Raw genomic sequence first — 26,185 nt, 5'->3', positions numbered from 1 at the left:
TATTGGATGTAGCGCACCGATACCACTTGTGCCAAGCGGTATCGGCAGAAATTCACCAAACTGTTGGTCTGGTCACGAAAATTTATAGTCGCGCGGGAAGCCATAGGGCGCTTTTTTTCCAACACCTGCGCGCTTAGCCAGCCATTGGGACATATCCGCCTCATGCCGGGTCTTGTCGCCACCCATGGACCATTTCAAGCCGTCGTCCCAGTTGAAAGTCGTCACGTCGGACAAGCCGCCATCCAGTTCCAAGGTCCCCTGTCGCCCACGGGCCATATTGTACTTTTGCAGGCGCACACCTTTGCCCCGGGTCATCTCGGGCAGTTCTTCCGTCGGGAACACCAGGAACTTGCCGTTCTGAGACACCACAGCGACGTGATCGCCTGCGACCGGCTTACAGATCATGGCAGTTTCGTCGCCTTTGACGTTCAGCACCTGTTTGCCGTTGCGGGTTTGGGCCAGCACATCATCTTCGGGCACCATGAAGCCGTTACCCGCATCCGAAGCCACCAGCAGTTTGCGCCCTGGATTGTGGATCAGGATATCGATGATCTGCGCCTCGTTCGGCAGGTCGACCATCAGACGGAGCGGCTCTCCCATGCCGCGACCGCCGGGCAGGTTGGCAGCGCTGACAGTGTAGAAACGGCCGTTAGAGGCAAAGACCAGCAACCGGTCCGTTGTTTCCGCGTGGAAGATGAACCGCGGGCCGTCACCGTCCTTGAATTTCAATTCGCGCTTCAGATCGATGTGGCCGGTCATGGCGCGTATCCAGCCCATCTGCGAACAGACGACCGTGATCGGTTCCTTGTCGATCATCGCCTCAAGCGGCACTTCCTCGACCTGCCCAGCCTCGGCAAATTGAGACCGGCGCGCACCACCTTCGTAGTCTTTACCGAAGGTCTTCTTGGTCTCTTTGAGCTGCTCGGCGATCTTGGCCCATTGCAAGGCGGGATCGGCCAGCAGGTCTTCGAGGTTTGCGCGTTCCAGCATCAACTCATCGCGTTCGCGGACCAGTTCCATCTCTTCCAGACGGCGCAAGCTGCGCAAGCGCATGTTGAGGATTGCGTCGACCTGAACTTCGGACAACTCGCCCTCACCCGGTTTGGGCGAGACATAGTCGGACTCATCAGTCGCGCGAACATGTTCGATTCCCCAATCCTCGCGCATCAGCGCGGCTTTGGGGTCGTCGTCGTAGCGGATAATGTCGATCACACGGTCGAGGTTCAGGAAGGCGACGATAAAGCCCTCCAAGACCTCAAGACGATGATCGATCTTGCCAAGACGGTGACGCGAGCGACGGATCAGCACCTCTTGCCGGTGATCGAGGAAGGCGCGCAGCACCTCCTTCATCGAACAGACCTTGGGCGTCACGCCGTCGATCAGCACGTTCATGTTCAGGCTGAACCGCACCTCAAGGTCCGAGTTGCGGTAGAGCATGCCCATCAGCACCTCCGGGTCCACGTTTTTTGAGCGCGGCTCAAGAATCAGGCGGATATCGTCAGCAGATTCGTCGCGCACATCGGCGAGGATCGGGATTTTCTTGGTCTGGATCAGTTCGGCGATCTTTTCGATCAGCTTGGATTTCTGAACCTGATAGGGAATCTCGGTGACAACGATCTGCCACTGACCACGGCCCAGATCTTCGACTTCGAACTTGCAGCGAAGACGGAAGGAACCACGCCCGGTGCGATAGGCCTGCGCGATATTTTCTGGTGGCTCGACGATCACGCCACCGGTCGGGAAATCCGGACCGGGGACGTAATTCAACAACGTGTCGTCGCGCGCATCCGGTGTTTTGATCAGATGCAGACAGGCGTCGCACAACTCCGAGATATTATGCGGCGGGATATTCGTCGCCATCCCAACCGCGATACCGCTTGCGCCATTGGCCAGCAAGTTCGGGAACTGCGCGGGCAACACGACCGGCTCGGTCAGCGTGCCATCATAGTTGTCGCGGAAATCAACAGCGTCCTCGTTCAGACCCTCAAGCAATGCCTCTGCGACTATGGTCATCCGCGCCTCGGTGTATCGCGAGGCCGCCGGATTATCGCCGTCGATATTGCCGAAATTCCCCTGCCCGTCGACCAGCGGATAACGGACGTTGAAATCCTGCGCCAAACGCGCCATCGCGTCGTAAATCGCAGCATCCCCGTGTGGGTGATAGTTACCCATCACGTCGCCCGAGATTTTCGCAGACTTACGGAAACCACCCGTCGCGCTGAGTCGCAGCTCGCGCATTGCATAGAGGATTCGCCGATGAACCGGCTTCAATCCATCCCGTGCATCCGGCAGGGCCCGGTGCATGATCGTTGAAAGCGCGTAGGTCAGATAGCGCTCACCAATTGCGCGGCGCAGCGGCTCGGCTACCTCGCCCCCGTTGTCAGGGGCCTCCATATTGGGGTCGTCAATCGTATCGTTCATACATGATGTGATACGACGCAAGCGCGCGCGGGTAAAGCAATCGGCGCATATTTTGCTGGGGACAAGTCGCGCTTTTTGCAACAGGGGGAGGCAAGTATCGGATTTCCCCCATCTTTCGACTCAAACCCGGTTCTATGGTATGCTTTCGAATAATAAGATTGCTGCCTTTATATTGATGTTACGATTGCCAGGGGGTGCGCTATGACGCGCGTTATTGTTATCACTTTCGCCATGCTCGGTTGGAGCTTCTACGTCATGAGTGGAGGCCCTGATTTCGAGCCGCGCGGGACACGGGCCGGCCAACCTGTGCCCATTGCCACGGCCCCTGAGCCCAAACCCACTTCTGCGCCAACGCCGCGTGCGGAAGAACTTGTGACCAATGTCGCAACCCGCCCTGTTGCCGCGCGAGCCGAACCTGAACCCTTGGCCGAGGAGGATACAACTGTTGTTCTTTCACAAGTCGCGGCCAATACATTGCCTCGGTTTTCCGCATTTGACGGAGATGGTGCCAGCTTCACGCTCGCTTCGCTTGAGGAAGGTGCCGCCGGGCTGGTGCAGGTTGAAACCGAGGTTCAGGACGATATCACGCCTACCTCTCAGATTATCGAACCCGAAAAGGACATTCGGGAGATATCAGGCACACGCGTAAACATGCGCGACGGACCTGGTACAATCTACCCCATCATAGCAAAGGCCAATATTGGCCAACGGGTTGAAGTCCTAAGCGATTCAGGCACGGGATGGCTGCGGTTGAGACTGCTTCCCGGGCAAAGTGTGGGTTGGATTTCTGCATCACTGGTTCGGAAGCCAACAAACTGACGCAACTGGGTCATTGTCCTGACCTGAAGCTCGCAATACCAAGGGGGCGAGGTTCAGTTTCGGAAGTGACATGCAAAAGACCATTCTTATTACTGGGTGCTCTTCGGGCATCGGACTGGATGCGGCGCACGGCATGCGCGCGCGTGGCTGGCGTGTCTTTGCATCCTGTCGGCAGCAGCGCGACTGTGATCGGTTGCGGGCGCAAGGTTTCGACAGCCCGCTGATCGACTATACCGACACCGACAGCATAACATCCGGTCTGAACCAGGTGCTTGAAACAACCGGAGGCACGCTGGATGCACTGTTCAATAATGGCGCGCACGGCCTTCCCGGTGCGGTCGAAGATGTCCCGATCGAAGGGCTTCGCCTGATTTTCGAGACCAATGTTTTTGGCTGGCACGAGTTGACCCGACAGGTGATTCCGGTAATGCGGGCACAGGGCCATGGACGGATCGTGCAGAATTCATCGGTACTGGGATTGGTCGCGTTTCCATGGCGTGGCGCATATGTTGCCACCAAATATGCCATAGAAGGCCTGACCGACACTTTGCGGTTGGAGCTTCGTGATACTGATATCAAGGTCATCCTGATCGAACCGGGTCCGGTGACCTCGAAAATCCGAGTGAACTCAATCCCGGTGTTCGAACGCTTCATAGATTGGAAAAACTCTGCCCTGCGCCAGAAATACGAGGATTCGTTGCTGAAACGCCTCTACGAATCATCCGGAAACGACAGGTTCGAACTGCCTGCTTCTGCCGTTACGGTCAAACTGGCTCATGCGGTCGAATCCAAACGCCCACGCGCTCGCTACTATGTGACAACGCCGACTTACATCGCTGGATATCTGCGACGCATTCTGCCGACCCGAACCATCGACCGCATTCTCTCGGACATCTGAGGCGAAATTACCCGTTCGCTTTTGCCTCTATCAACGCTAGATGAGGGTTCATCGCGAAAACAAACAAGGATGGTGATCTTATGGACCTGTTGATGGTCGTATTGCTTCTGGCCATGGCGGCGGTGGTCGCCGTGCTGGTAATGGGCATTGCCAACTTTGGAAAACCCGGCAAAGACGCAGCCATGAAAAGCAACAAGATGATGCGCCTGCGTATCCTGTTTCAGTTCATTGCAGTGGTGCTAATCGTGCTCTACGTCTACCTGCGCGGACAGGGAGTTTAAGGCATGGTTGTTCTCAACAAGATTTACACGCGCACAGGCGATGACGGCAAAACCGCCCTGGGCAATGGTGAGCGCGTCGCGAAATACTCCGGGCGTGTCGCGGCCTATGGCACAGTGGACGAATTGAATTCCTTTGTCGGCGTCGCCCGAACCGAGGCTGAAGGAGAGGTCGAAGCCGCCCTGTCCCGCATCCAGAACGACCTGTTTGATCTGGGGGCTGATTTCTGCCGCCCCGATATGGACAAGGATGCCGAAGCCGACTACCCGCCTCTCCGCATCGTCCCCGCCCAGATTGATCGGCTTGAGGCAGAGATCGACGCGATGAACGAAACGCTCCAGCCGCTGCGCAGCTTCATCCTGCCGGGCGGTTCACGTCTGGCGGCGCATCTGCATGTCTGTCGGACGGTCTCGCGCCGGGCAGAACGTCTGGCGGTTGAGCTGACAAATATGGAACCGGTCAATGAAACGGCGGTGAAATATCTCAACCGTCTTAGCGACTGGTTCTTTGTCGCCGCGCGCTGCGCCAATAATGGCGGACGCAATGATGTGCTCTGGGTTCCGGGTGCGAACCGCTGATCGCGAGCGTCATGGAGAAATAAAAATTCGTTTCTTGTCGAAAAAATGACAAAACGCGACGTCTCGAAAGCATGACGTGACGATTTTGCTCTGTTGCAGCGCATCACGACCCGCTATCTAAACCGCGAGAGCATTGGTGGAGTCGCTGCGCGGCTTGCCGTTTTTGTAAGGAGCATACGCAAAAATGAAGGTACTTGTGCCTGTCAAGCGCGTGATCGACTACAACGTGAAAGTTCGTGTTAAGGCGGACGGGAGCGGAGTTGATCTCGCCAATGTAAAAATGTCGATGAACCCCTTCGACGAAATCGCAGTGGAAGAGGCAATTCGCCTGAAAGAAGCGGGCAAGGCTGACGAAGTTGTTGCCGTTTCAATCGGTGTGAAACAGTCGCAGGAAACTCTGCGGACCGCCCTGGCCATGGGTGCAGACCGTGCGATCCTGGTTGTTGCAGCTGATGACGTACACACCGACATCGAGCCTCTGGCCGTGGCGAAAATACTCGCCAAAGTGGTCGAGGAAGAGCAGCCGGGCATCGTTCTGGCGGGCAAGCAGGCGATCGACAACGACATGAACGCCACCGGCCAAATGCTGTCGGCCCTGCTGGGCTGGTCGCAAGGCACTTTCGCATCCGAGCTGGATATCGAAGGCGACAGCGCCAAGATCACCCGCGAAGTGGATGGTGGTCTGCAGACTATCAGCGTCAAGATGCCAACCATCGTCACCGTTGACCTGCGTCTGAACGAGCCGCGCTATGCGTCGCTGCCGAACATCATGAAGGCGAAGAAAAAGCCGCTGGATGAGAAAACCGCCGCCGACTACGGCGTCGACGTCACGCCGCGTCTTGAAATCGTCAAAACCGACGAGCCGCCGGCGCGCGCCGCTGGTATCGTCGTGGGCTCGGTCGACGAGCTGGTTGAGAAACTCAAAGAAGCGGGGGCTGTGTAATGGCTGTACTTCTGCTTGCCGAAGTCAACAACGGCGAACTGAGCTTTGACGCGACCGCCAAAACCGTCGCAGCCACCAAGTCGCTGGGCGAAATCACCGTTCTGGCCGCAGGTGGCTCGGCCGCTGCCGCTGGTGAAGCTGCTGCCAAGATCGATGGTGTCTCTAAGGTTCTGGTCGCCGAAGATGCCTCGCTGGGCCATCGCCTGGCGGAATCGACCGCAGCGCTGATCGTGTCGCTGGCTGATGGCTATGAGCACATCGTTGCACCTGCCACCACCGACGCCAAAAACGTCATGCCGCGCGTTGCCGCCCTGCTGGACGTGATGGTGATCTCGGATGCGTCTGGTGTGGTTGACGGTTCGACCTTCGAGCGCCCGATCTACGCGGGCAACGCTATCCAGACCGTGAAATCGAACGACGCCAAGAAAGTTGTCACCATCCGGACCGCCAGCTTCGATGCTGCGAACGAAGGCGGCGCGGCTTCTGTCGAGACCATCTCGGTTGGCGATAACCCAGGTCTTTCCGAATGGGTTGAGGATAAGGTTGCTGAAAGCGACCGTCCGGAACTGACCTCGGCAGGCGTCGTAGTTTCGGGCGGCCGTGGTGTTGGCTCGGAAGAAGATTTCAAGCTGATCGAGGCGCTAGCGGACAAGCTGGGCGCTGCTGTTGGCGCGTCGCGCGCAGCAGTCGACTCGGGCTATGCGCCGAACGACTGGCAGGTGGGTCAAACCGGTAAGGTTGTTGCCCCCGATCTTTACGTCGCCGTCGGTATTTCTGGTGCGATTCAGCACCTGGCTGGCATGAAGGACTCCAAGGTCATTGTTGCGATCAACAAGGACGAAGAGGCGCCAATCTTCCAGGTCGCCGATTTCGGACTGGTTGCCGACCTGTTCCAGGCCGTGCCGGAGCTGACCGAGAAACTCGGCTGAAACCAGGCGAAGATTTTCTTCGAAATTTCTATGAGGCCCGCCATTGGCGGGCCTTTTCTTTAAATACCCAAGTCTCTGATCGCACGGGTCAAAGCGTCTGCGATTCTGCGATGTGTGGCAGGGCCGATCATATGTTCAGCAATTGGCTGCTGCAGAGTGCCAAATAACATATCCTCAAGCTCATCGGATGCGCCTGATACCTGCACATGCAGAGTAATGAGGCCTGCGCTTTGAGGCACCAACACTTCGACACTCGATGTATCCAACGTAACCGGATCATCCGATACCGAGCCCAGCGCGTGATGATCTGCTCTCAATTCGAGCAACATAACCGGAGGCTTAACTTTGCGCAGAAAAGTACCGAGCCTTTCAACCCAAGCTTTGCGCAGCTCTTGCTCAACCATCTCAAAGCGCGCATCTGTATGCGCCTTCAAACGGCTCAACAGATGACGAACAAAGTGAACATTGGTGAAGTCCATCTCGGGATACAACCCCACCAATTCCGACGTTGGTGCAACGAAACGATCATTACGACGAGGATGAACTCGATAGAACCGGTTGGTCTGGCCCAGCAACCCAGGCAACTGCAAAACACAAAGCTCTGACCGGTTCGCGAGTTCGAGCAGCCCGGCATCTCGTGTCAACGAATCGAGGCCACAAAACAGACTACCAAAGTTGAGACACCGGCGCTGTAGGCGGTGCTCGAGTATTGAGGGATACGGCGCCTCAACAAAACGACCAAATGTCTCCTCGCCCCCAAAGCGCGCCACGTAAGGCCTCTCCAAAGCTCTTTGCGGACCTCGGTAGAGCAATTTCGAGGCCCCATAGGTGCACGTTGTTTCAACGGAACCATCCGCGTTGATTGATTGATAGCTCATCACACTCACCCAAATTTTCACCCAGTTGCCATTTTGCCGCCGCAAGTCTTGCGAAAATCCTAATGCGCGCATTTGAAGCGAATTTGATCGGGCCGATCCCCTTGCCGCCCGCGCCGAAGTGCCGATAATGTCGCCCGTATCCTGCGAACAAGGACATCAGAATATGGACGTAAAATCAGTCGGAGTGATCGGCGCTGGACAAATGGGCAACGGGATCGCTCATGTGATGGCGCTGGCAGAGTATGATGTTCTTCTGAACGATATCAGCCAGGATGCCCTAGATGGTGCAATCTCGACAATCGAAACTAATCTGGTGCGGCAAGCGTCGCGCGGCAAGATATCAGACGAGGCGGTAAAAGCCGCCTTGGGGCGGATCACCACGACCCTAAACCTACCGGATCTGGGGCAGACCGACCTTGTGATCGAAGCTGCAACCGAGCGGGAAACGGTGAAGCAGGCGATCTTTGAGGATCTGCTGCCTCATTTGCAGCCTCACACAATACTGACCTCGAATACATCGTCGATTTCCATCACCCGGTTGGCCAGCCGTACGGATCGGCCTGAACGCTTCATGGGGTTTCATTTCATGAACCCGGTGCCAGTGATGCAATTGGTCGAATTGATCCGGGGTATTGCCACGGATGAGGCAACGTTCAACGCCTGCAAGGCTGTTGTGGACCGATTGGGAAAGACCTCAGCCAGCGCCGAAGATTTTCCGGCCTTTATCGTCAATCGGATCCTGATGCCGATGATCAATGAGGCGGTCTACACGCTTTATGAAGGCGTCGGCAGCGTTCAGTCCATCGACCAATCCATGAAGCTGGGCGCCAATCACCCTATGGGGCCGCTGGAACTGGCGGATTTCATTGGCCTAGATACCTGTCTTGCGATCATGAATGTACTGCACGATGGTCTGGCTGATACCAAGTATCGTCCATGCCCGCTGCTGACGAAATATGTCGAGGCTGGTTGGCTGGGGCGCAAGACCGAACGAGGGTTCTACGATTACCGCGGTGAAGTTCCGGTTCCGACGCGATAGTGCATAAGAGAGCCAGCCCTCTCTTGAGCCTGCGGCTCGATTCACTCCCGAGATATTTATGGCCAGATGAAGAGACGGATCAGTGTTTGCCCAGGGCAAGCGTGTGATCGCGGAGCCAAGCCATGAAACCACGTGGGTCGCGTTCCAAAAGCGCCATATCTTCATCTGAAACCGGGTCGCCTATAACCGGAGACTGCGGCTTGTTGCAGGAGCGGACAATTTCGTGCAGCAAAAGACCTTGGCGAAGTATAGGCGAAAGCCGATTGGCGATCTGGTACCAACGCGAGTTGCTGCCGGGGAAGAAGATCGGCACCACTTTTGCGCCCGAGCGGCGGATCATCTTGGCAGTAAAGACGTTCCACTCCCGCTCGATCGCAGGGCCGAACCAATCATCCGATGACATCACAACACCTGAAGGGAACAGAGCGACCACGCCGCCATCGGCCAGGTGCTTCATCGTCTTGCTGCGCATTTCAAGCATCTTGGCCTGCGCTTCGGGGTCGTGCGGAAACGGCACCGGGATCATGAACGAGGTTGCTGCCTCATCCAAACCGGTCAGAACCGAACGGGTCAGAATACGATAATCACTACGAACCTGACCTATGAGTTCGGCAAGGATCATGCCATCAACCATGCCGTGCGGGTGGTTGGCGACAACCACAACCGGACCCTCTTTTGGGATACGGGCGATCTGTTCGGCGGGGGTGGTGAGGTTGATGCCCATAATTTTGAGCGCACCGCCCCAGAATTTCTGGCCCCGGTAATGTTCGTTCTGCTTTTCGAACTTGTTGACCATACGCAGAATGGTCAGCTTGCCGGTACACCATTCGATCGCGCGAATGGCGGTGGACGTCCAGGCATCGTCAAACGAGTTGGCGTAGGTCAGCGTTCTGCGGTCGTAGATTTCACCCTGGTCGGTGTCTTGATCTGCGACTGGGCCGGTCTTTGTTTCGTGCGTGGTTTCCGCCAATTGCCTGGTCTTTCCGTCCTTGATATCGTCGCAGTTACGCTATCAGAACCCTTCGCCGAACTTGTCGTTCACCAGGGTTTCCAACGCTTCTGCCAACGCCTCAGCATCCGGGCCGGACGTCTCGACGTCAATAGTAGTTCCGCGCGACGCTGCCAACATCAAAAGGCCCATGATACTGTCACCCGAGGCAGAAAGCCCGTCGCGCGACACCTCGGCACGTGCGTCAAAGCCTTCGACCACCTCAACCAGCTTGGCTGAGGCGCGGGCATGTAGGCCTTTTTCATTTAGTATTTTCAAACTCTTGGTCGTCATATGATTGTATCCGGTATCAATCCAGCGTCACATTTTGCGCATTGATGTATTTTCGACCAGCTTCCAGTGCTAAACGCACGGCTTCGGCCAGCGGCAGATGGCGACTTTTGGCCAGTTTAATGAGCATCGGTAGGTTAGCTCCGTAAAGGATTCGCCGATCCTGCGGTGCACACGCACGTAAGCTGAGATTCGAGGGGCTGCCGCCATACAGGTCGGTCACAACGACAACGCCATCGCCCATATCGACCTTGTCAGCAGCACGACATATCTCAGCTTGTTTTGCCTCGCGATCATGATCAGCTTCGATCGGGATAGCCACCAACCCGGGCTGTTTTCCAACTACATGTTGTGTGGCCGCAAGATATTCGCGCGCCAAACCGCCATGTGCAACAATTACGATCCCGATCACTTCGGCCTCACATTCAATGCGCGTCGTTCCATTTCGCGGTGCCTAATTGCCACCTGCTGGCCCCCTTCCGCAAGGGCCTTTGCAACCGCTTCGGCCACAGCGACCGAGCGATGTTGCCCTCCGGTGCACCCGAAGGCGATCGAGAGGTGCGCCTTACCTTCTTCACGGAACGCTGGAAGCAATTCGATCAACAGTTCGACAACCCGATCAAAGAATGCCTCAAAGTTCGGATCTGACCGAACATAGGCTGCCACATCCGAATTTCGCCCATCGGCATCACGCAGTTCAGGCCGCCAATAGGGATTGGCCAAAAACCTGCAATCAAACACCATATCCAAACCACGCGGCAAACCCCGTTTGTACGAGAAGGATTCGATCGAGACCGCCAGATGACGCCCCCCCTTAGGGGCGAACCAGCGCTCGACTTCCTCGCGCAACTGGTGAACATTCAGCGTTCGGGTATCGATCAGCGTATCGGCAACCTCGCGAATGGGGGCCAGCAGTTCTTTTTCCTGTCGGATGCCCGTTTCCGGACTGGCATCCGCAGCGACCGGGTGGCGGCGGCGTGTTTCCGAGAACCGGCGCAGCAGCACTTCGTCGCTGCAATCCAGATAGAGAATCGTGAGTTCGACATCTTCCATCCTGCCCAGTTTGGCGGCAAGTTCGATGAACCCGATGGTCGAAAAATCACGATTGCGCGTATCGATACCCAAGGCCATTGGGCGCGTCGGCTCTGAGCTGTCCACCAGACGAACCAGCAAACCCATTGGTAGATTATCAATCGCTTCAAATCCAAGATCTTCCAGTACGTGGATCGCGGTCGAACGCCCGGCCCCAGAGGGGCCCGTAACCAATACGACGCGCGTTTGTGCTGTCATGAATTCGGCCATTCCGGGGCCACGCGCCCCATTTTCACAAGTTGAATTAGTCCTGCTGCCAAATTGGGTACCCCAGCGCCCCGAAGCAAGGGAACAGTTCGCCTCAGCACGCAAACGTCAGAAGGCTCGGGCAAACGCGCCGAAGCTGTTTGATCCAGATCCACGATATAAGCCAACGGGACGGGGCCCACGCTAGCAGCCCGTAGCAATCCAATGCCACGCGCCTCAATCAAACCTTTGATTGGCGCGCCTGCATTTGCCATAACCTGATCGTTCTGCACAAACATATCGACCCGGTCATCTCCAACCAGCTGAGCACCCAGCGCCATCATCTGCAATGCCAGCCCAGATTTTCCTGCACCCGAACCACCGATGATCAACACCCCAGCACGTTGCACCGCCACGCAAGTGGCGTGAATGCAAGCCGTCTTTTGATCTGCGATATCCTGGAGCGGGATCGCGTTCATGGTCTAGACAGGAAGCCCGACCACAAACCGTGCGCCCAGCGGATCCGAGGCGATATCGGCTTCGGTCGGGCGAATGTTTTCGGCCCAGATTACTCCACCATGCGCCTCGACGATCTGTTTCGAAATCGCCAAACCAAGGCCCGAGTTGTTGCCGAAATGCTCCTCGGGGCGTTGAGAATAAAAGCGTTTGAATATCTTGGTCAGAGCCTGATCAGGGATGCCCGGGCCGGTATCTTCAACGACAACCAGCACACGATTGTCGCGACGGCGGACCCAGACGCGAATGGCGTCATTGTCTTCGCAGAAGGAAATCGCGTTGGTGATCAGATTGACAAAAACCTGTGCCAATCGCGCCTCGAGCCCGTTGACGGCGATGGGTCCTGCCGGAAAATCAGTGATGTAGTCGATCCCCTTAGAACGGGCGTCTTCACCCAGAAATTGGCTGATATTGCCAAGTAGATTGAGCAGATCAAAGGGCTGCTCTTCTTCTTTTACAAGCTCCGCATCCAGCCGGGACGCGTTCGAGATATCACTGACAAGACGGTCCAGTCGCCGCACGTCATGTTCGATAACACTCAGCAATTTTTCGCGCTGGTCATCACGTTTAACCATGCGCATGGTTCCGACGGCAGATTGCAAACTGGCGAGAGGGTTTTTGATTTCATGCGCAACATCTGCCGCAAACTGTTCATTTGCGTCGATGCGGTTGTAAAGCGCGGAGACCATCCCGCGCAAAGCTTTGCTTAGGCGACCAATCTCATCCGGTCGGGCGCTGAGATCGGGGATCCGAATACGGCCCGGATTTACCCCCGCGCCCCGATCCTTGCCCATCTCGGCAGCGGCGGCCAGATCTGCCAGCGGGTTCGCAATGGTCGAGGCCAGAACAAGGCTCAGACCGATTGAGACCAGCAATGCAACGACAAACATCTGAAGGATGCGCTCTTGCTCTTTTCGGGCCAGCGCATCGATCTCACCTGCAGGGCCTGCCATGGCGACAGCACCAACCGGTACGTCTTCGACAAGAATTGGCGCCACGGCCACAATAACCGTCTTGCCCATGTCGTCCTGAACGGCCTGTACTTGCAGGCGACCATCCAACGCCTGCGGGATCAATTGTTGCACACGTTGCGCTAGTGTTGGCGCTTCAACATTTGTCCTGCTGCTAAAAATGGCGGACAAACCATTCCAAACCGCATTAAGCGCATCGCTGATCAAAGTGCTGCCCGAGACTGTGTCAGCTTCCTGTTGCAGCAGGCTTGGCAGTTCTGAAACTGGCGACACCCCGCGTGTCCAACCAATCAGAGTTCCTGTATTATCATATACAAAAACTTCACCACCCTCAGGAAGGCTAAGCCCGGAAAGGGTATCTCGCACGTCCAGCGTTGCGGAACCATTTCCCGAAGGTTGTCGAAGTTGAGTTTCAAATACGTTGCTGACGAGCTGTGCATCCCCAACCAAATCGACCGCTGTCTGCTGAACACGCTCTTTGCGCGTGTCGTCCAGATACAGCAAACCCGCCACCAGAATGACCAGGGCGATCAGGTTGAACGTAATGATCCTGCGTGCCAGAGGCGAATAGCGCAACGTAAGAAGGTTTCGTCGCGATCGCTTGGCTTGCAGTTCCGCAGACTCGGAATCTTGGGGAATGACCCAGTCATCCCCCAATACGACATCCGCGTCGCGTTCTTGGTTGGCTTGTTCAGTATCGCGCACGAGACCCCTTCGCCTTCTTCACAAACGGCCGCGCCTATTCTTCGTTGTAACGATATCCGATACCATACAGCGTTTCGATCGCCGAAAAATCCGGATCAGCGGCCCGCATCTTCTTGCGCAGGCGTTTGATATGGCTGTCGATGGTCCTGTCATCCACATAGACCTGATCATCATAAGCGACATCCATCAACTGATCACGGCTTTTTACAAATCCCGGACGTTGTGCCAGTGCCTGCAGCAACAGGAATTCGGTTACAGTCAGAGAGACATCATTGCCTTTCCAGCTTACCGCGTGGCGCAGCGGGTCCATCCGCAGCTCACCGCGTTCCATTACCTTGGTGTCCCCGGTCGCAGCGCTGGTTGCATCCCCTTCTACCGCTTCCTGACGACGCAGCAGCGCCCGGATGCGCTCGACCAGAAGGCGTTGCGAGAACGGTTTCTTCACATAATCATCTGCGCCCATCCGAAGGCCCAGAACCTCGTCGATTTCATCATCTTTAGAGGTCAGGAAGATAACCGGCATCTGGGTTTTCTGCCGGAGCCTCTGCAGCAGATCCATGCCGTCCATCCGCGGCATCTTGATATCCAGAACGGCCATATCCGGAAGTTTCTTATTGAACGCATCCAGCGCTGCCTGCCCATCATTATATGTTTCGACCTCAAACCCTTCGGCTTCGAGGGTCATGGATACTGACGTCAGGATATTTCTGTCGTCATCCACAAGTGCAATCTTTGACATCGGGTTCACCCCTATTCCTGCTCACTCGCGCAATAATACGCTTTTTTGTAAGACATTGTTGGCGGTTTTGAGCAACCGAATCAACTCGTAACCTCGAATCATGCCATTCTTGCGGCAGGTATGCGGCAAATTTGCCTTGCTGCGCCCAAATAGCTGCCTTGATTTACAGCAGACAAATCGTGATGGCGCTAAACCTCAACTTGGTTGCGCTAACTCCTACCAACCCTCCTGTTCATGTCCCAAAATACCGTGATAAGAGGCGCTTGACCGCCGGCTTTTTCCGGTATCCGCCCCAATGGCGCCCCCGGCCCAAGGCCCTCGCGCCGCCACAGGAGAAGACACACATGACATCTGGACGGGTTAACCCGCAATTCCGCCTCGAAGATCAGGGCATCGAGGGTCTGGGCAATGTCTATTACAACTTCATGGAACCGGCGCTGATCGAAGAAGCGCTCAAGCGCGGCGAAGGCACCCTTGGCAATGGCGGCGCATTTCTGGTCACCACCGGCAAGTTCACTGGCCGCTCGCCAAAGGACAAGCACGTCGTCAAGACAGACAGCGTCGCCGACAGCATCTGGTGGGAAAACAATGCCGCGATGAGCCCGGAAGGGTTTGATGCGCTTTACGAGGATATGCTGGCCCATATGAAAGGCCGCGATTACTTTGTGCAGGACCTCGTGGGCGGAGCTGATCCCAGCTATTCAATCAATGTGCGTATGGTCACTGAGCTGGCTTGGCACAATCTGTTCATCCGCCACCTGCTGCGCCGCCCGGATCGTGAGGATCTGGATGAGTTCACTGCGGATTTCACCGTCATCAACTGCCCCAGCTTTCAGGCCGACCCGGCCAAGCACAACTGCCGCAGCGAGACGGTGATTGCGATGAACTTCGATCGCAAGCTGATCCTGATCGGCGGCACCGAATATGCTGGCGAGAACAAGAAGTCGGTCTTCACCCTACTGAACTACATGCTGCCCGAAAAAGGCGTGATGCCGATGCACTGCTCGGCCAACCATGCGGTCGGCAACCCGGTCGACACCGCCGTGTTCTTCGGCCTGTCCGGCACCGGCAAAACCACCCTCTCCGCCGACCCGTCGCGCACATTGATCGGCGATGACGAACACGGTTGGTCGGATCGAGGCACCTTCAACTTCGAAGGCGGTTGCTATGCCAAGACGATCAACCTGAACGCCGAGGCCGAGCCGGAAATCTACGCGACCACCTCAAAATTCGGTACCGTGATCGAAAACATGGTCTTCGATCCTGAGACCAAAGAGCTCGATTTCAACGACGATTCTTTGACCGCAAACATGCGCTGCGCTTATCCGTTGGAGTACATTTCAAACGCCTCCAGCAACGCCCTAGGTGGACATCCCAAAAACATCATCATGCTGACCTGCGATGCGTTCGGTGTTCTGCCACCGATCGCTCGGCTGACCCCTGCGCAGGCAATGTACCACTTCCTTTCTGGCTTTACCTCCAAGGTGGCCGGGACAGAGCGCGGCGTCACCGAGCCTCAGCCGACCTTCTCTACCTGCTTTGGCGCGCCCTTCATGCCGCGCCGCCCCGAAGCCTATGGCAACCTGCTGCGCGATAAGATTGCCCAGCACGGTGCAACCTGCTGGTTGGTCAACACAGGCTGGACCGGCGGCGCCTATGGCGTTGGCAGTCGGATGCCGATCAAGGCCACCCGCGCCCTGCTGACGGCAGCACTTGAAGGATCACTGACTGACGCCGAGTTCCGCAAAGACGCCAATTTCGGATTTGACGTGCCTGTCTCGGTACCGGGAGTGCCCGAAGTGCTTCTGGACCCGCGTCGCACCTGGGACGATCAGAAAGCGTTCGACAAGCAAGCGGAAAAGCTGGTGCAGATGTTTGCCGAAAATTTCGAACAATATCTGCCCTTCATTGATGAAGATATCAAAGCCGTTGCAATCGGCTGATTAGAAATGGGGGCTCTAGCCGCCCCCATTTCATTTTGGATTACGCAGCGGCAGCCCAATCTAACAAACAAGTTCATTGCGAGAACGCGCCATTTGCGCTATCGCAATATACCGATGAAGAGATGGTACCTATGTTTTCGGCAGCGGCGACCATTGAAATTGGACAGTTGGGCGACCCGGGCGATTCCACTCTCAACACGCTTCGGGCCGCACTTGAAAGTGGCGATTACTTCCACATGGGGATGGTGTCGGATAGATGGTTTCAAAGGTCCTAGCCTTTCGACGTGCCTCGATCTGACACGGTAGTAGATAATAGGCAAGTTATGACAGAAATTTCAAAACTCACCGAACTGCGCAAACTGATGCAGAGCATGGAACGCACCTTGGGGCTAGAAGAGTTATCCCCGGTTGAGCGCGACATCTATTATGCCGCGGAAGAGTTGTCGAAAAGCAATACCGAAGTGCGCACCTTCGGCCTGATCGAGCATACGCTGGTCAAAAGCGTTTCTCGTCCGACCTTTTTCCGCGCCCTCAAGTCTTTAGTTCAAAAGGGCTATCTTTCGCAAAGCGGAAGCGCCAATCGTGGACGGTATTTGGTTCATGCACCCAGGTGATTGCTGCCTGAAATCTGAAAACGGCTAATCCCGTGAACAGATGGGCCTCTGACACCTTCTTTGCCTCTTTGGCCTATGTTGCCGCATCACTCGTTACATTCGAGATTCTGATGCCGCTTCAGAACGAATTTTTTCCCGCATACCCCAGCCACGCCAGCCTGTTGTTCCTGCCGCATGGCGTGCGGGTTCTGGCCGCATGGTTACTGGGGTGGCGGGCAATTTTTGCACTTTTGCCCGGCGTCTTTGTTGTCTTTGCAATGGTGGGCGGGTGGGACGTTTTCCTGCCCAGCAGATTGCTGGCAATTGCCATAGCTGTAACAATCGTGCCCGCCGTATTTTACGCGTGCAAAGCGGTAGGATGGGATCTTTTTCCACGCTCTGATCGCAATCCCTGCTGGCCCTGCGTGATGGGAGTTGGGATTGTCACTTCGGTTTTGGTTTCAATCCTGACCAACACGGCCTTTGGCAGTACAGCTGCCGAATATGTCGCGTTTCTGATTGGCGACATCTCAGGCTTGTTCTTTTTGATGTTGGGTCTCTATTTCGCGTTCCGTTTTGCTGAAAGGCGTGGTTAACCCAACAGTCCGCGCCTGAGCAAATTCAATCCGGCGATCAACAGAACCAACAGTGTAAGTTTGCGAAACTGGGTCTGATCAATCCGGTCCTGAAGGAACAGACCTCCTCGCATGCCTACAAGGGCCGGAAGAACCAGCATTGCAGAGAACAATGCCGTTTCACCCCTCAGAACACCTGAGCCCAAATGCGCAACCACCAGGGCCACCGCCCCTAGGCCATAAATTACACCCTGAACACGCATCTGATCTTTCTTTGGTGTATTCAACGCCGTCAGATAGGCCACAGTTGGTGGCCCCCATACGCCAGAGATGCCTCCGACCGCCCCTGCTACTGCGCCGACCACCGCCTCGACCCCGACGGAGGGTGCCTTCAATGTAAGTCTGAGCCCAAGTATCTGAATCAGCGCAAAGAAGGTTATCGGCACGCCGAGCACCAGTAGGTAATCCTGAGGTGTCAAAATATTAATCAATTGAGCACTCGCCAGCAGGCAGATTAACCCAACTGCCAGAAATACACGGAATTTACGAACCGATACCGCTGCGGCGACCACGCCATCCCGCAAGGCCTGTACACCATTAGTAACAAGGGTCGGCAGGATGAGGCCTGCCAACGCAAATTCGGGGGGCAGCATCATACTCAGCCCGGATATCAGCACCATTGGCATAGCAAATCCCACCATGCCTTTGACCCACCCCGCCACAAAAGCGACGATCAACGCCAGGTACATTTCCTGCGGTGAAATGAGCGAAAACAGATCCATCTGCCCTTCATATCAGGCCGAGATTTTTCTGCATTGCAAAAGTGATATGGTAATAATTGAACTTTTTATGCGCTATTTGTGTATTTTTGTTGCGCTGCACGTGCAGCATGATATGACCAGACGACCCAGTAAAGGACGTGATTCATGGCCCATGATGGACAGGACTTGACGAACATGATGCAGCAAGCGGTTTTACCTAATCTTCTGACATTGACTGCAGCGGCCTTACCGGCGGTCGAAACTGTGTTCGACAAGGCCCGTGCATCGGTGCGGGCCATGGTCACCAGTGAGGACCGCATCTCGGGCGCGTTGATCGTAGCAAATCAGACAGCCGCTCATGGTTTGGCATGGCTGGCAACTTACCGGCAATCTTTGCAGCAGATGCAACGCTGGGCCGAGGCACTTCAAGCTGAAGGTAAGTTCAGCGAGATGGAGCAGTTGCTGCACCAGATCGCCTTTGGCGAATACCTGCATCAGATCGCGGGTGGCATTCCGATGAATCAGGGTGAGGTAGTGCGTTTGCAGGACCTTGGTCTTGGCTGGGACGCCTTGTCCGGTTTCCAGTGCCATGAAGTGCAAACCCTGATGGCGCAGGCCAATTCTCAGGCCGTGCGCACGCGTCTGGTTGAGCTTATGCAGGATCAATCCGGTGCAACCATGTTTGGCGCTTCGGGTCTGGACGAAGAGTTGGAGATGATCCGTGATCAGTTCCGCCGTTATGCGCAGGAAAAGGTCGAGCCCAACGCCCATGAATGGCACCTGAAAGACGAATTGATCCCAATTGAGATCATCGAAGAACTGGCCGAAATGGGCGTGTTCGGCCTGACCATCCCCGAGGAATTCGGCGGCTTCGGCCTGTCCAAAGCGTCGATGTGCGTGGTCTCGGAAGAGCTTTCGCGCGGTTATATCGGCGTGGGCTCATTGGGCACGCGGTCCGAGATAGCGGCTGAACTGATCATCGCGGGCGGCACAGATGAGCAAAAAGCTAACTGGCTGCCGAAACTTGCCAGTGCTGAGATCCTGCCGACCGCCGTTTTCACTGAGCCCAACACAGGATCGGATCTGGGCAGCCTGCGCACGCGTGCCGTTAAGGGTGAAGATGGCAACTATAAGATAACAGGCAATAAAACATGGATCACCCACGCCGCCCGCACGCATGTGATGACCCTACTGGCGCGTACCAACCCTGATAGCTCCGATCACCGTGGTCTGTCCATGTTTCTGGCTGAAAAGACCCCCGGAACCGATGAGAACCCCTTCCCCACACCCGGTATGACAGGCGGCGAGATCGAAGTGCTGGGCTATCGTGGCATGAAAGAATACGAGCTGGGCTTCGACGGCTTTGAAGTGAAGGGAGAGAACCTGTTAGGTGGCGAAGAAGGCAAAGGTTTCAAACAGTTGATGGAGACCTTCGAGAGCGCCCGCATCCAGACCGCCGCCCGCGCCATCGGCGTCGCGCAGAGCGCTTTGGACATCGCCATGCAATACGCACAAGATAGAAAGCAGTTCGGCAAGGCGCTGATAAACTTCCCCCGCGTCTCGGGCAAGCTGGCGATGATGGCGGTTGAGATCATGATCGCACGGCAGCTCACCTATTTCTCTGCATGGGAAAAAGACCACGGCCAGCGCTGCGATCTAGAGGCCGGAATGGCCAAGCTGCTGGGGGCTCGGGTTGCTTGGGCCGCAGCGGATAATGGATTGCAGATCCATGGCGGTAACGGCTTCGCGCTGGAATATAAAATTAGCCGCGTGCTTTGTGACGCGCGCATCCTAAATATCTTTGAAGGCGCCGCAGAAATACAGGCGCAAGTCATCGCGCGTCGATTGCTGGGCTGACGCCCGGTTCGATGCGGTTTCCCCAACTTAACCCGGCCTTGTGCCGGGTTTTCTTTATCTTCCGTGTTGTACAGGCGCCAAGGCGCAAATGTTCCGAGTTGTACTACCCGGCTTTGTGATCGTCTGGGCAAAACTTCCCCCTCGGATCGGGGGCCGGAATCAGTTAAAGGGCGGTGAACGGAACCGGCACCTATGTCGGCCAGAGGAGACTCGAGCGTGAAGATCATCATTTCAATTTTGGCCACCTGCCTGACCCTTGCCGGGTGCGTCTCGGCCCCGACGACGACGGGCTCGAATGACGCCGACAAACTGGCGCAGGCCATTCAGCAGCTTGGTCCCGAGGTTGATCCACGCGAAGCCCGCCGCGCCGCCGAGATATCCTATGCCTATTCCAGCCAATTGAAGAAGGACTGGAACGTCACCGATCCGGCGATCATCCACAACGCAAAGGTCATAAATGGGTTTCGTGAGAAGGGCCTATGTAATGACTGGGCGCAAGCCATGACCACGCGACTGAAACAAGAAAGTTTCCGTACGCTGGATTTGCACTGGGTTACCTCCCCGCCGACGGCGTTTCGGATCATTCATCATTCGGCCCTGATCAGCGCCAAGGGTGATCCCATGGACGAGGGCATCATCCTCGACCCGTGGCGCAACAGCGGGGTGTTGTTCTGGGCGCCCGTGCGCAAGGATACCAAGTACAACTGGCGGCCCCGTCTTGAAGTGCGCGAAGAATTGATCAGCGGCGTGAACCCCTACTGATAGGATATTGCAATGTTACGTCTGGCCCTGCTTCTGCCTCTGGCCTTGTTTCAATGCGACGAGGATGAAACCGTTGCCGCCTATGGCGCGGCGGATCAGACATGGGCACTGCAGGAAATTGACGGAGAGCCGTTCGAAGCCAGCGCATTGCTGCGCTTTCCCGAAGAGGGGCGTATCGAAGGCAATGCCCCCTGCAACACTTATTCGGGCAAGCTGAATGCCCCCTACCCTTGGTTCGAGATCGCCGATCTGGCTGCCACCCGCGCAGCCTGTGCCGGGCTTGAGGCCGAAGGGTTTTACTTCGCTGCACTGATGGCGATGACACAATCCGAAGTATCCGGCGATGTGCTGATCCTACGCAACGAGGACGGGCACGAGATGGTATTCAAAGCCGTCGAGTAAACTGCCCCACGAGCCGCGCTCGTGCGTCCGGCAAAGGGGTGTGGCCCAAAGACGGGGCGAGATGGTTTTCCAGAAAATACCCTGTTGTGCGCAGGGCATTAACAATCTCGGCATCCGGGGCCGCGCCTTCGCCGCGCAGGCAGGGAGGTAACGGCAGCAGCTTATCGGCCCACTCCCCTGCCCCCGCTGCACTGACCGCGCGACCGGTTTTGGGCGAGACATAAATCAGCCCCTCACTCACGCCGGTCACCGCACAGGCCGACAGATCGAGGCCAAAGCCCAACTCTTCCAGCAGCGCCAGTTCCCAGCGCAGATAAGCAAGTGGCCAAACCTCATCCTGTCCCAACAAATCCATCAACTGTTCGGTTTGCTTATAAATCGAGGGGTGTGGCTCGCGCTCAGGAAGGCAGAAGGACAATAACGCCACCACCGCGTTCAGTCCGGCCAGTGCCAACCGACCTGAAAATGCAGCGGCGGCACGGGAACGCAGGGGTTCGACCTGAAAAGTGCCCAGATGTTCTTCAAGCCGCGCACGCCAAAGTACGTCCAACTGCGCCCCCGGTTGCAAGATCGGCGCGATCTTGCGGCTAGTGCCCCCACGCACAATACCTGCATGGCGGCCATGAGTTTCGGTAAAAACCTCGATAATGGTCGCCGTCTCACCATGGCGGCGAGAGGTCAGAAGTATGCCGTGATCACGCCAGTCCAATTTCGGCCTCGTTAGGTCACCAGATATGCCTGCAGGAAATCTTATGGCCGTTGCAGGTTCAAGGTACAAATAAGTCTGGTCGGATCAGTAGGAAAAACCGGTTGCGTGAGGTGGGCTCAGAGACTAATGTTCGCCATATGTTCTTATTACTGGGATTTAAGAAATGTCTCTGAACTATGTCATGATCGGCTCAAATGATGTTGCCAAAGCACGCAGGTACTACGACGCGGTTGTTCCTCAGTTAGGTGGGAAAGTAATCGCCGAATACATGCCACATGCAGTTTGCTATGAGCTGCGCGGTGGCGGCAGCATGTGGGTCGCAACGCCCTTCGACAAAGAGGTTGCAACTGTCGGAAACGGCAACATGGTTGGCCTGCTATGTCAAAGCGAAGCGGAAGTACGTGAGGTGCACGCCGCCGCTATTGCCAATGGCGGTACTAACGAGGGCGATCCGGGTGAGCGCCCGCAATATGGACCGAACTTCTACGGTGCCTATGCCCGCGACCCGGATGGAAACAAAATGAGCTTCGTCTATTTTAGTGAAGCAGACTGATCGCATTGTCGCTCACTGCGTGGCGGGGTTGCTAGAATGTGACCCCAGCATGGATTAAGATGCCGATGACCATCATCAGGTTCAAGATCATGGAAAGGCCGTTGCCCACATAGATGGGCAGCTTGCCGACCACCAGCCCGTAAGCGAACCACAAAAACGACAGCCCCGCATAAAGCGACCACGAGAGCAGCGACTGGCCGGTAGCGTGTTCGGAATGGGTAAAATAAAGCTTGATCAGTTGCGGCAACGTAGCGAAGGGGCCGACCACTCCGATGAAGACCATAAAGCCCTCGAACCGCTGCATCCAATGGCCGAGATTTGACTTTTCCAGTTTCTGGGCAAGTGTTTCAGCCACTCAATTCCCCTCTTATTCCTGCGGCACCCGATAGGCGGGTCGTTCGTTCAGCCTGTTTCAGAGCAAAATAGTCGCTTTGAGCCGGGCATCCAAGATCAATTGCTGGGCGCGCTAGTCCAAACCTTCTTCACCCAATAAGTGCCTGCCTTGCCGGTCTTCAACCTCGATTACCCAGAGATCAGGGTCAAAACTGCGTTGGCGGGTGATGGCGTTGTCCACCTCGCCCTCGGGGCCGGAAGAGAGTTCCACCCATTTACGCTCACCGCTCATCAGATCAAAACTTCGCTGAAATGCGGTGGCCTGCCCGTCAAGCGTATTCAGCTTGATCAGCACCGCGCCGGCGGTGTCGTCACCATGGGCCACGACAAAGGCTGGTATTTCCTGAAATCGCAGCCGCGCCAGATAGGCATGCACCCAGAATTCCGCCGTCAGTCGGGTCATCCGTTACCGTCTTTGAAATCCAGACCCATTTCCGAATAACGCTCGGATTCTTCCAGCCAGTTGGGCCGGACCTTCACCTGTAGGAACAGGTGGATCTTTCGGTCGAGGAATTCTTCTAGTTCCGCCCGTGCGGCCTGACTGACAGCCTTGATGGTTTCGCCGCGTTTACCCAGCACGATGCCTTTATGACCATCGCGCATGACATAGATGACCTGATCGATCTTGGCGGAACCGTCTTTGCGCTCTTCCCAGTTCTCGGTCTCGACGGTCAGCTGGTAGGGCAGTTCCTGATGCAGGCGCAGGGTCAGTTTTTCGCGCGTCATCTCGGCGGCGATCATGCGTAGGGGCAGATCAGCGATCTGATCTTCGGGGTAGAGCCACGGACCTTTGGGCAGTTCCGACGCAAGCCATTTGCGCAGGTCGACGACACCATGGCCTTTCTCGGCCGAGATCATGAAGGTCTCGGCGAAGGGATAGCGCGCGTTCAGATCGCTGGTGAGCGCCAACAGCTTCTCGGAGGGCACCTTGTCGATCTTGTTGATCGCGAGAGCGATGGTGCGGCCTTGGCCGATCTCCTCCAGACCTTCGAGGATGCGTTCGACCCCTTCGGTGATGCCGCGATGCGCCTCGACCATCAGCACGACCACATCCGCATCCGCAGCCCCGCCCCAAGCGGCGGCGACCATGGCGCGGTCCAGGCGTCGGCGCGGTTTGAACAAACCCGGCGTATCGACAAAGACCAGTTGCGCATCACCCTCCATCGCCACGCCGCGAATGCGTGCGCGGGTGGTCTGCACCTTGTGCGTCACGATCGAGACCTTGGCCCCGACCATGCGATTCAGAAGGGTGGATTTGCCTGCGTTGGGCTCTCCGATCAGGGCGATAAATCCGGCGCGTGTGCTCATGTGTCCTGCGATCCTGTTTGCAAGTGCGCACCCCTATAGCAGAATGTGCGGACGGGCCAGAGGCATTTGTCGCATTGCGGTCATGCGACAGGGGTGGCACCAAAGCAATGCGCCACGCCAATCCCAGCCAGGCGATCATCCTTTCAGAGAGGCGAGATGTGAAACGTCGGGAGTTTCTATTGGGCAGCGGGGCTGCCGCAGGTGCATTGGGACTGGGTGGGTTCGCGTTGGCGTCAAACCCGCAAGAGTTGGTGATCCAACCCGCAAGTTTTGCGCTACGTGATCAGGTGACGGACGGGATGGTCAGCCTGTCGCCGGACGCACCTCCCCCCATTCTGTATGGAAATCAGGGCGAGGTGATGCGGTTGCCGGTACGCAATACCCTGCCCGACTACACGGCGATGCACTGGCATGGCTTGCGTATTCCCAACGGGATGGACGGGGTGCCCTATTTGACCCAGATGCCGATGGGTGAGGGTGAACTTTTCGACTATGAATTCATACCCCCGGACGCGGGCACGTACTGGTACCATCCTCATTGTATGACGATGGAGCAAATGGCGCACGGGTTGACTGGGGTCATGGTGATCGCCGAGGCCGAGGACCCGGGGTTTGACAGCGAGCAGGTGATCAACCTGCGCGATTTCCGGCTGGATGAGGCGGGCGCGTTCCTGCCCGCATATACGCCGCGCGGAGCGGCTCGGGCGGGGACATTTGGCAATGTTAATACTGCAAATTGGTTGCAAGCGCCGGTTTATGATCACCCCGCCGGAGGTCTGGTTCGGTTGCGCGTGGTCAACACCGATACGACCCGGATCTACAAACTGAACCTTGATACTGCCGACGCCCGAATTATCGCATGGGACGCTCATCCGGTGGATATAGACGTGCCTCTGCCCAGCGTTGCGGAGCCGTTACTGCTTGGCCCAGGCCAGCGTGTCGATTTCGCGGTGAAGATGCCCGAAGATGAAGGGCAGACCGTGAACCTGATGGCGAAGCTGCCCGGTCAGCCGCTGCGGTCCATGGTCGGGTTGCAGGCAGTTGGCGCGTCTGTGGCCCGAGATATGCGTGAGCTGAAACCGCTGGCCAAAAACCCCGTTGCACGGCCCGATCTGAACAAGGCCGAGCTGCACGAGTTTGTTTTCGGATGGACGCCGGAAGGCGGAGAGCCCAATAACGGCTTTTGTGGCTCGCTGGGCTATAATTTCTGGTCAATCAACCGCAAGCCATGGCCGGGAGATGCGGCGCAGGATGTGGCACCTTTGGCAACTTTGGAGATGGGCAAAAGCTATGTTCTGCGGCTGCGTAATGAATCCCCCAACCTGCATCCGATCCATCTGCATGGGCTGGTCTTTGTGCCAATCAAGTCGAACCTGCGCCAACTGCCTCCACTGATGACCGACACGATGTTGCTGCTGAAAGATGAGGTGGTCGAGATTGCGTTGGTCGCGGATAATCCGGGCGATTGGGCGTTTCATTGCCATGTGATCGAACATCAGAAAACCGGGCTGACAGGATTTATTCGGGTAGTTTGATCTTAAGGCGAAGTGTTCAATACCAGTACATGGTTCGGGTAAGCTTGGTCCCCGATCCGGAAATCTGTGACACCGACTTGTTCAAACCCTTTGGCTAGATAGAAATCGATTGCGGTCGTGTTCTCAGAATTGGTCGTCAGCCAAATTGACCGGCGCCCTTTTTCACGGGTGTAGTTGATCGCGATGTCCAGCAGCGATGAGCCGATGCCTTTACCATGATGGCGGGGCTGCACATAAAACGTCACGATCTCAAGATCGGAAAGCCCGTCCACAGGTGCAATGCGATTTTCCGCCAACTGAATGTATCCGTCAATCCCCTCTTCGTTTTCAGAGACCATCAAAAGGTCTTGGCCGTCCTGCAACAAGGCTTCGAACCGCGCGGTCGCGAACTCGGACAGTGCGAATTCGGCAAAGAAGGAATTCACGCCGCGCTTTAGGTAGGTTCCGACCCAGACCTCAATCGACAGGGCCGCGAGGCTGGCAGCATCCGCTTTCTGGGCGGGTCTGATCTTCATGATCTGG

The 26,185-nt window shown here is 56.4% G+C and carries 30 protein-coding genes; 15 read left to right on the top strand and 15 right to left on the bottom strand.

The annotated features are described in order from the left end of the window. Positions 1–72: 72 nt before the first annotated feature. Positions 73–2,421, bottom strand: a complete 2,349-nt coding sequence (gene parC, locus ACR0MQ_RS14165; protein ID WP_480608861.1) for a DNA topoisomerase IV subunit A — start codon at positions 2,419–2,421, stop codon at positions 73–75. 201 nt (positions 2,422–2,622) lie between these two features. On the opposite strand from parC, the gene ACR0MQ_RS14160 reads away from it, so the two are divergent. The 6 genes from ACR0MQ_RS14160 to ACR0MQ_RS14135 all read left to right on the top strand — a co-directional run bounded on the left by ACR0MQ_RS14160 (position 2,623) and on the right by ACR0MQ_RS14135 (position 6,867). Then, positions 2,623–3,240, top strand: a complete 618-nt coding sequence (locus ACR0MQ_RS14160) for an SH3 domain-containing protein (protein WP_480608858.1) — start codon at positions 2,623–2,625, stop codon at positions 3,238–3,240. Positions 3,241–3,310: 70 nt separating this feature from the next. Then, positions 3,311–4,138, top strand: coding sequence for an SDR family NAD(P)-dependent oxidoreductase (locus ACR0MQ_RS14155; RefSeq protein WP_480608855.1), 828 nt, complete (start codon positions 3,311–3,313; stop codon positions 4,136–4,138). 80 nt (positions 4,139–4,218) lie between these two features. Further along, positions 4,219–4,419, top strand: a complete 201-nt coding sequence (locus ACR0MQ_RS14150; protein ID WP_010437734.1) for a twin transmembrane helix small protein — start codon at positions 4,219–4,221, stop codon at positions 4,417–4,419. 3 nt (positions 4,420–4,422) lie between these two features. Next, entirely contained in the window at positions 4,423–4,995 is a 573-nt protein-coding gene (locus tag ACR0MQ_RS14145) for a cob(I)yrinic acid a,c-diamide adenosyltransferase (RefSeq protein ID WP_170703668.1), read from the top strand. A gap of 184 nt (positions 4,996–5,179) precedes the next feature. Beyond that, positions 5,180–5,938, top strand: coding sequence for an electron transfer flavoprotein subunit beta/FixA family protein (locus tag ACR0MQ_RS14140; protein WP_010437730.1), 759 nt, complete (start codon positions 5,180–5,182; stop codon positions 5,936–5,938). Next, positions 5,938–6,867, top strand: a complete 930-nt coding sequence (locus ACR0MQ_RS14135) for an FAD-binding protein (protein ID WP_170770980.1) — start codon at positions 5,938–5,940, stop codon at positions 6,865–6,867. Before ACR0MQ_RS14140 ends, ACR0MQ_RS14135 begins: the two co-directional genes overlap by 1 nt. A gap of 59 nt (positions 6,868–6,926) precedes the next feature. On the opposite strand, the gene ACR0MQ_RS14130 is transcribed toward ACR0MQ_RS14135, so the two are convergent. Continuing rightward, a complete protein-coding gene (locus ACR0MQ_RS14130; protein WP_480608851.1) occupies positions 6,927–7,745 on the bottom strand; it encodes a DUF6473 family protein in 819 nt (272 codons plus the stop codon). A gap of 163 nt (positions 7,746–7,908) precedes the next feature. Between ACR0MQ_RS14130 and ACR0MQ_RS14125 the strand changes: the two genes are divergently transcribed. Beyond that, positions 7,909–8,784, top strand: coding sequence for a 3-hydroxybutyryl-CoA dehydrogenase (locus ACR0MQ_RS14125; RefSeq protein WP_010437724.1), 876 nt, complete (start codon positions 7,909–7,911; stop codon positions 8,782–8,784). Positions 8,785–8,863: 79 nt separating this feature from the next. Here the strand turns inward: ACR0MQ_RS14125 and ACR0MQ_RS14120 are convergent, their stop codons facing one another. Genes ACR0MQ_RS14120 through ACR0MQ_RS14090 form a run of 7 tightly spaced genes read right to left on the bottom strand, consistent with a single transcriptional unit; the run spans position 8,864 to position 14,272 of the window. After that, positions 8,864–9,754, bottom strand: a complete 891-nt coding sequence (locus ACR0MQ_RS14120) for a lysophospholipid acyltransferase family protein (protein ID WP_170475877.1) — start codon at positions 9,752–9,754, stop codon at positions 8,864–8,866. A gap of 42 nt (positions 9,755–9,796) precedes the next feature. Beyond that, on the bottom strand, positions 9,797–10,066 hold the full coding sequence (locus tag ACR0MQ_RS14115; protein WP_170776851.1) for an HPr family phosphocarrier protein: 270 nt from the start codon (positions 10,064–10,066) through the stop codon (positions 9,797–9,799). A gap of 16 nt (positions 10,067–10,082) precedes the next feature. Beyond that, entirely contained in the window at positions 10,083–10,475 is a 393-nt protein-coding gene (locus ACR0MQ_RS14110) for a PTS sugar transporter subunit IIA (protein WP_010437720.1), read from the bottom strand. Then, positions 10,472–11,353, bottom strand: a complete 882-nt coding sequence (gene rapZ, locus ACR0MQ_RS14105) for an RNase adapter RapZ (protein ID WP_480608847.1) — start codon at positions 11,351–11,353, stop codon at positions 10,472–10,474. Before rapZ ends, ACR0MQ_RS14110 begins: the two co-directional genes overlap by 4 nt. Continuing rightward, on the bottom strand, positions 11,350–11,820 hold the full coding sequence (locus ACR0MQ_RS14100) for an HPr kinase/phosphatase C-terminal domain-containing protein (protein WP_170770984.1): 471 nt from the start codon (positions 11,818–11,820) through the stop codon (positions 11,350–11,352). Before ACR0MQ_RS14100 ends, rapZ begins: the two co-directional genes overlap by 4 nt. 3 nt (positions 11,821–11,823) lie before the next feature. Next, a complete protein-coding gene (locus tag ACR0MQ_RS14095; protein WP_480608845.1) occupies positions 11,824–13,533 on the bottom strand; it encodes an ATP-binding protein in 1,710 nt (569 codons plus the stop codon). Between the two features lie 34 nt (positions 13,534–13,567). Beyond that, positions 13,568–14,272 (bottom strand): response regulator, encoded by a 705-nt coding sequence (locus ACR0MQ_RS14090; RefSeq protein WP_170475869.1) that lies wholly within the window; start codon positions 14,270–14,272, stop codon positions 13,568–13,570. A gap of 344 nt (positions 14,273–14,616) precedes the next feature. Between ACR0MQ_RS14090 and ACR0MQ_RS14085 the strand changes: the two genes are divergently transcribed. From ACR0MQ_RS14085 to ACR0MQ_RS14075, 3 genes are all read left to right on the top strand, one after another. Further along, on the top strand, positions 14,617–16,215 hold the full coding sequence (locus ACR0MQ_RS14085) for a phosphoenolpyruvate carboxykinase (protein ID WP_010437715.1): 1,599 nt from the start codon (positions 14,617–14,619) through the stop codon (positions 16,213–16,215). A 323-nt stretch (positions 16,216–16,538) separates the two neighbouring features. Next, positions 16,539–16,829, top strand: coding sequence for a hypothetical protein (locus ACR0MQ_RS14080; protein WP_010437712.1), 291 nt, complete (start codon positions 16,539–16,541; stop codon positions 16,827–16,829). A gap of 32 nt (positions 16,830–16,861) precedes the next feature. After that, entirely contained in the window at positions 16,862–17,404 is a 543-nt protein-coding gene (locus ACR0MQ_RS14075; RefSeq protein WP_010437710.1) for a hypothetical protein, read from the top strand. Here the strand turns inward: ACR0MQ_RS14075 and ACR0MQ_RS14070 are convergent. Further along, on the bottom strand, positions 17,401–18,165 hold the full coding sequence (locus tag ACR0MQ_RS14070; protein ID WP_010437709.1) for a sulfite exporter TauE/SafE family protein: 765 nt from the start codon (positions 18,163–18,165) through the stop codon (positions 17,401–17,403). The genes ACR0MQ_RS14075 and ACR0MQ_RS14070 overlap by 4 nt on opposite strands. A 144-nt stretch (positions 18,166–18,309) precedes the next feature. On the opposite strand from ACR0MQ_RS14070, the gene ACR0MQ_RS14065 reads away from it, so the two are divergent. The 3 genes from ACR0MQ_RS14065 (at position 18,310) to ACR0MQ_RS14055 (ending at position 21,165) form a co-directional block, all read left to right on the top strand. Then, on the top strand, positions 18,310–20,001 hold the full coding sequence (locus tag ACR0MQ_RS14065; RefSeq protein ID WP_480608839.1) for an acyl-CoA dehydrogenase family protein: 1,692 nt from the start codon (positions 18,310–18,312) through the stop codon (positions 19,999–20,001). 216 nt (positions 20,002–20,217) lie between these two features. Continuing rightward, positions 20,218–20,763, top strand: coding sequence for a hypothetical protein (locus tag ACR0MQ_RS14060; RefSeq protein WP_170770994.1), 546 nt, complete (start codon positions 20,218–20,220; stop codon positions 20,761–20,763). A gap of 12 nt (positions 20,764–20,775) precedes the next feature. After that, positions 20,776–21,165 (top strand): META domain-containing protein, encoded by a 390-nt coding sequence (locus ACR0MQ_RS14055; protein ID WP_170770996.1) that lies wholly within the window; start codon positions 20,776–20,778, stop codon positions 21,163–21,165. Here ACR0MQ_RS14055 and recO read toward each other — a convergent pair. Then, a complete protein-coding gene (gene recO / locus ACR0MQ_RS14050) occupies positions 21,149–21,874 on the bottom strand; it encodes a DNA repair protein RecO (protein ID WP_170770998.1) in 726 nt (241 codons plus the stop codon). The genes ACR0MQ_RS14055 and recO overlap by 17 nt on opposite strands. Positions 21,875–22,037: 163 nt before the next feature. On the opposite strand from recO, the gene ACR0MQ_RS14045 reads away from it, so the two are divergent. Then, positions 22,038–22,427 (top strand): VOC family protein, encoded by a 390-nt coding sequence (locus ACR0MQ_RS14045; RefSeq protein ID WP_170771000.1) that lies wholly within the window; start codon positions 22,038–22,040, stop codon positions 22,425–22,427. Between the two features lie 31 nt (positions 22,428–22,458). On the opposite strand, the gene ACR0MQ_RS14040 is transcribed toward ACR0MQ_RS14045, so the two are convergent. From ACR0MQ_RS14040 to era, 3 genes are all read right to left on the bottom strand, one after another. Continuing rightward, entirely contained in the window at positions 22,459–22,782 is a 324-nt protein-coding gene (locus ACR0MQ_RS14040; RefSeq protein ID WP_170475855.1) for a SemiSWEET transporter, read from the bottom strand. Between the two features lie 111 nt (positions 22,783–22,893). Continuing rightward, positions 22,894–23,223, bottom strand: a complete 330-nt coding sequence (locus tag ACR0MQ_RS14035; protein WP_010437702.1) for a DUF1491 family protein — start codon at positions 23,221–23,223, stop codon at positions 22,894–22,896. After that, positions 23,220–24,128 carry a GTPase Era gene (gene era, locus ACR0MQ_RS14030; RefSeq protein ID WP_170771002.1) on the bottom strand — a complete coding sequence of 303 codons (909 nt, stop codon included), beginning with the start codon at positions 24,126–24,128 and terminating at the stop codon, positions 23,220–23,222. Before era ends, ACR0MQ_RS14035 begins: the two co-directional genes overlap by 4 nt. A 158-nt stretch (positions 24,129–24,286) precedes the next feature. Between era and ACR0MQ_RS14025 the strand changes: the two genes are divergently transcribed. After that, positions 24,287–25,663, top strand: a complete 1,377-nt coding sequence (locus ACR0MQ_RS14025; RefSeq protein ID WP_170771005.1) for a multicopper oxidase family protein — start codon at positions 24,287–24,289, stop codon at positions 25,661–25,663. 2 nt (positions 25,664–25,665) lie between these two features. Here ACR0MQ_RS14025 and ACR0MQ_RS14020 read toward each other — a convergent pair whose 3' ends face one another. Next, positions 25,666–26,178, bottom strand: coding sequence for a GNAT family N-acetyltransferase (locus ACR0MQ_RS14020; protein WP_170771007.1), 513 nt, complete (start codon positions 26,176–26,178; stop codon positions 25,666–25,668). Between the last annotated feature and the right edge of the window lie 7 nt (positions 26,179–26,185).

Source organism: Ruegeria sp. AN6 (genome assembly GCF_056540425.1).
Note: the sequence above shows the minus strand (reverse complement) of the source record. Positions and strands in the feature narration are given on the sequence as shown.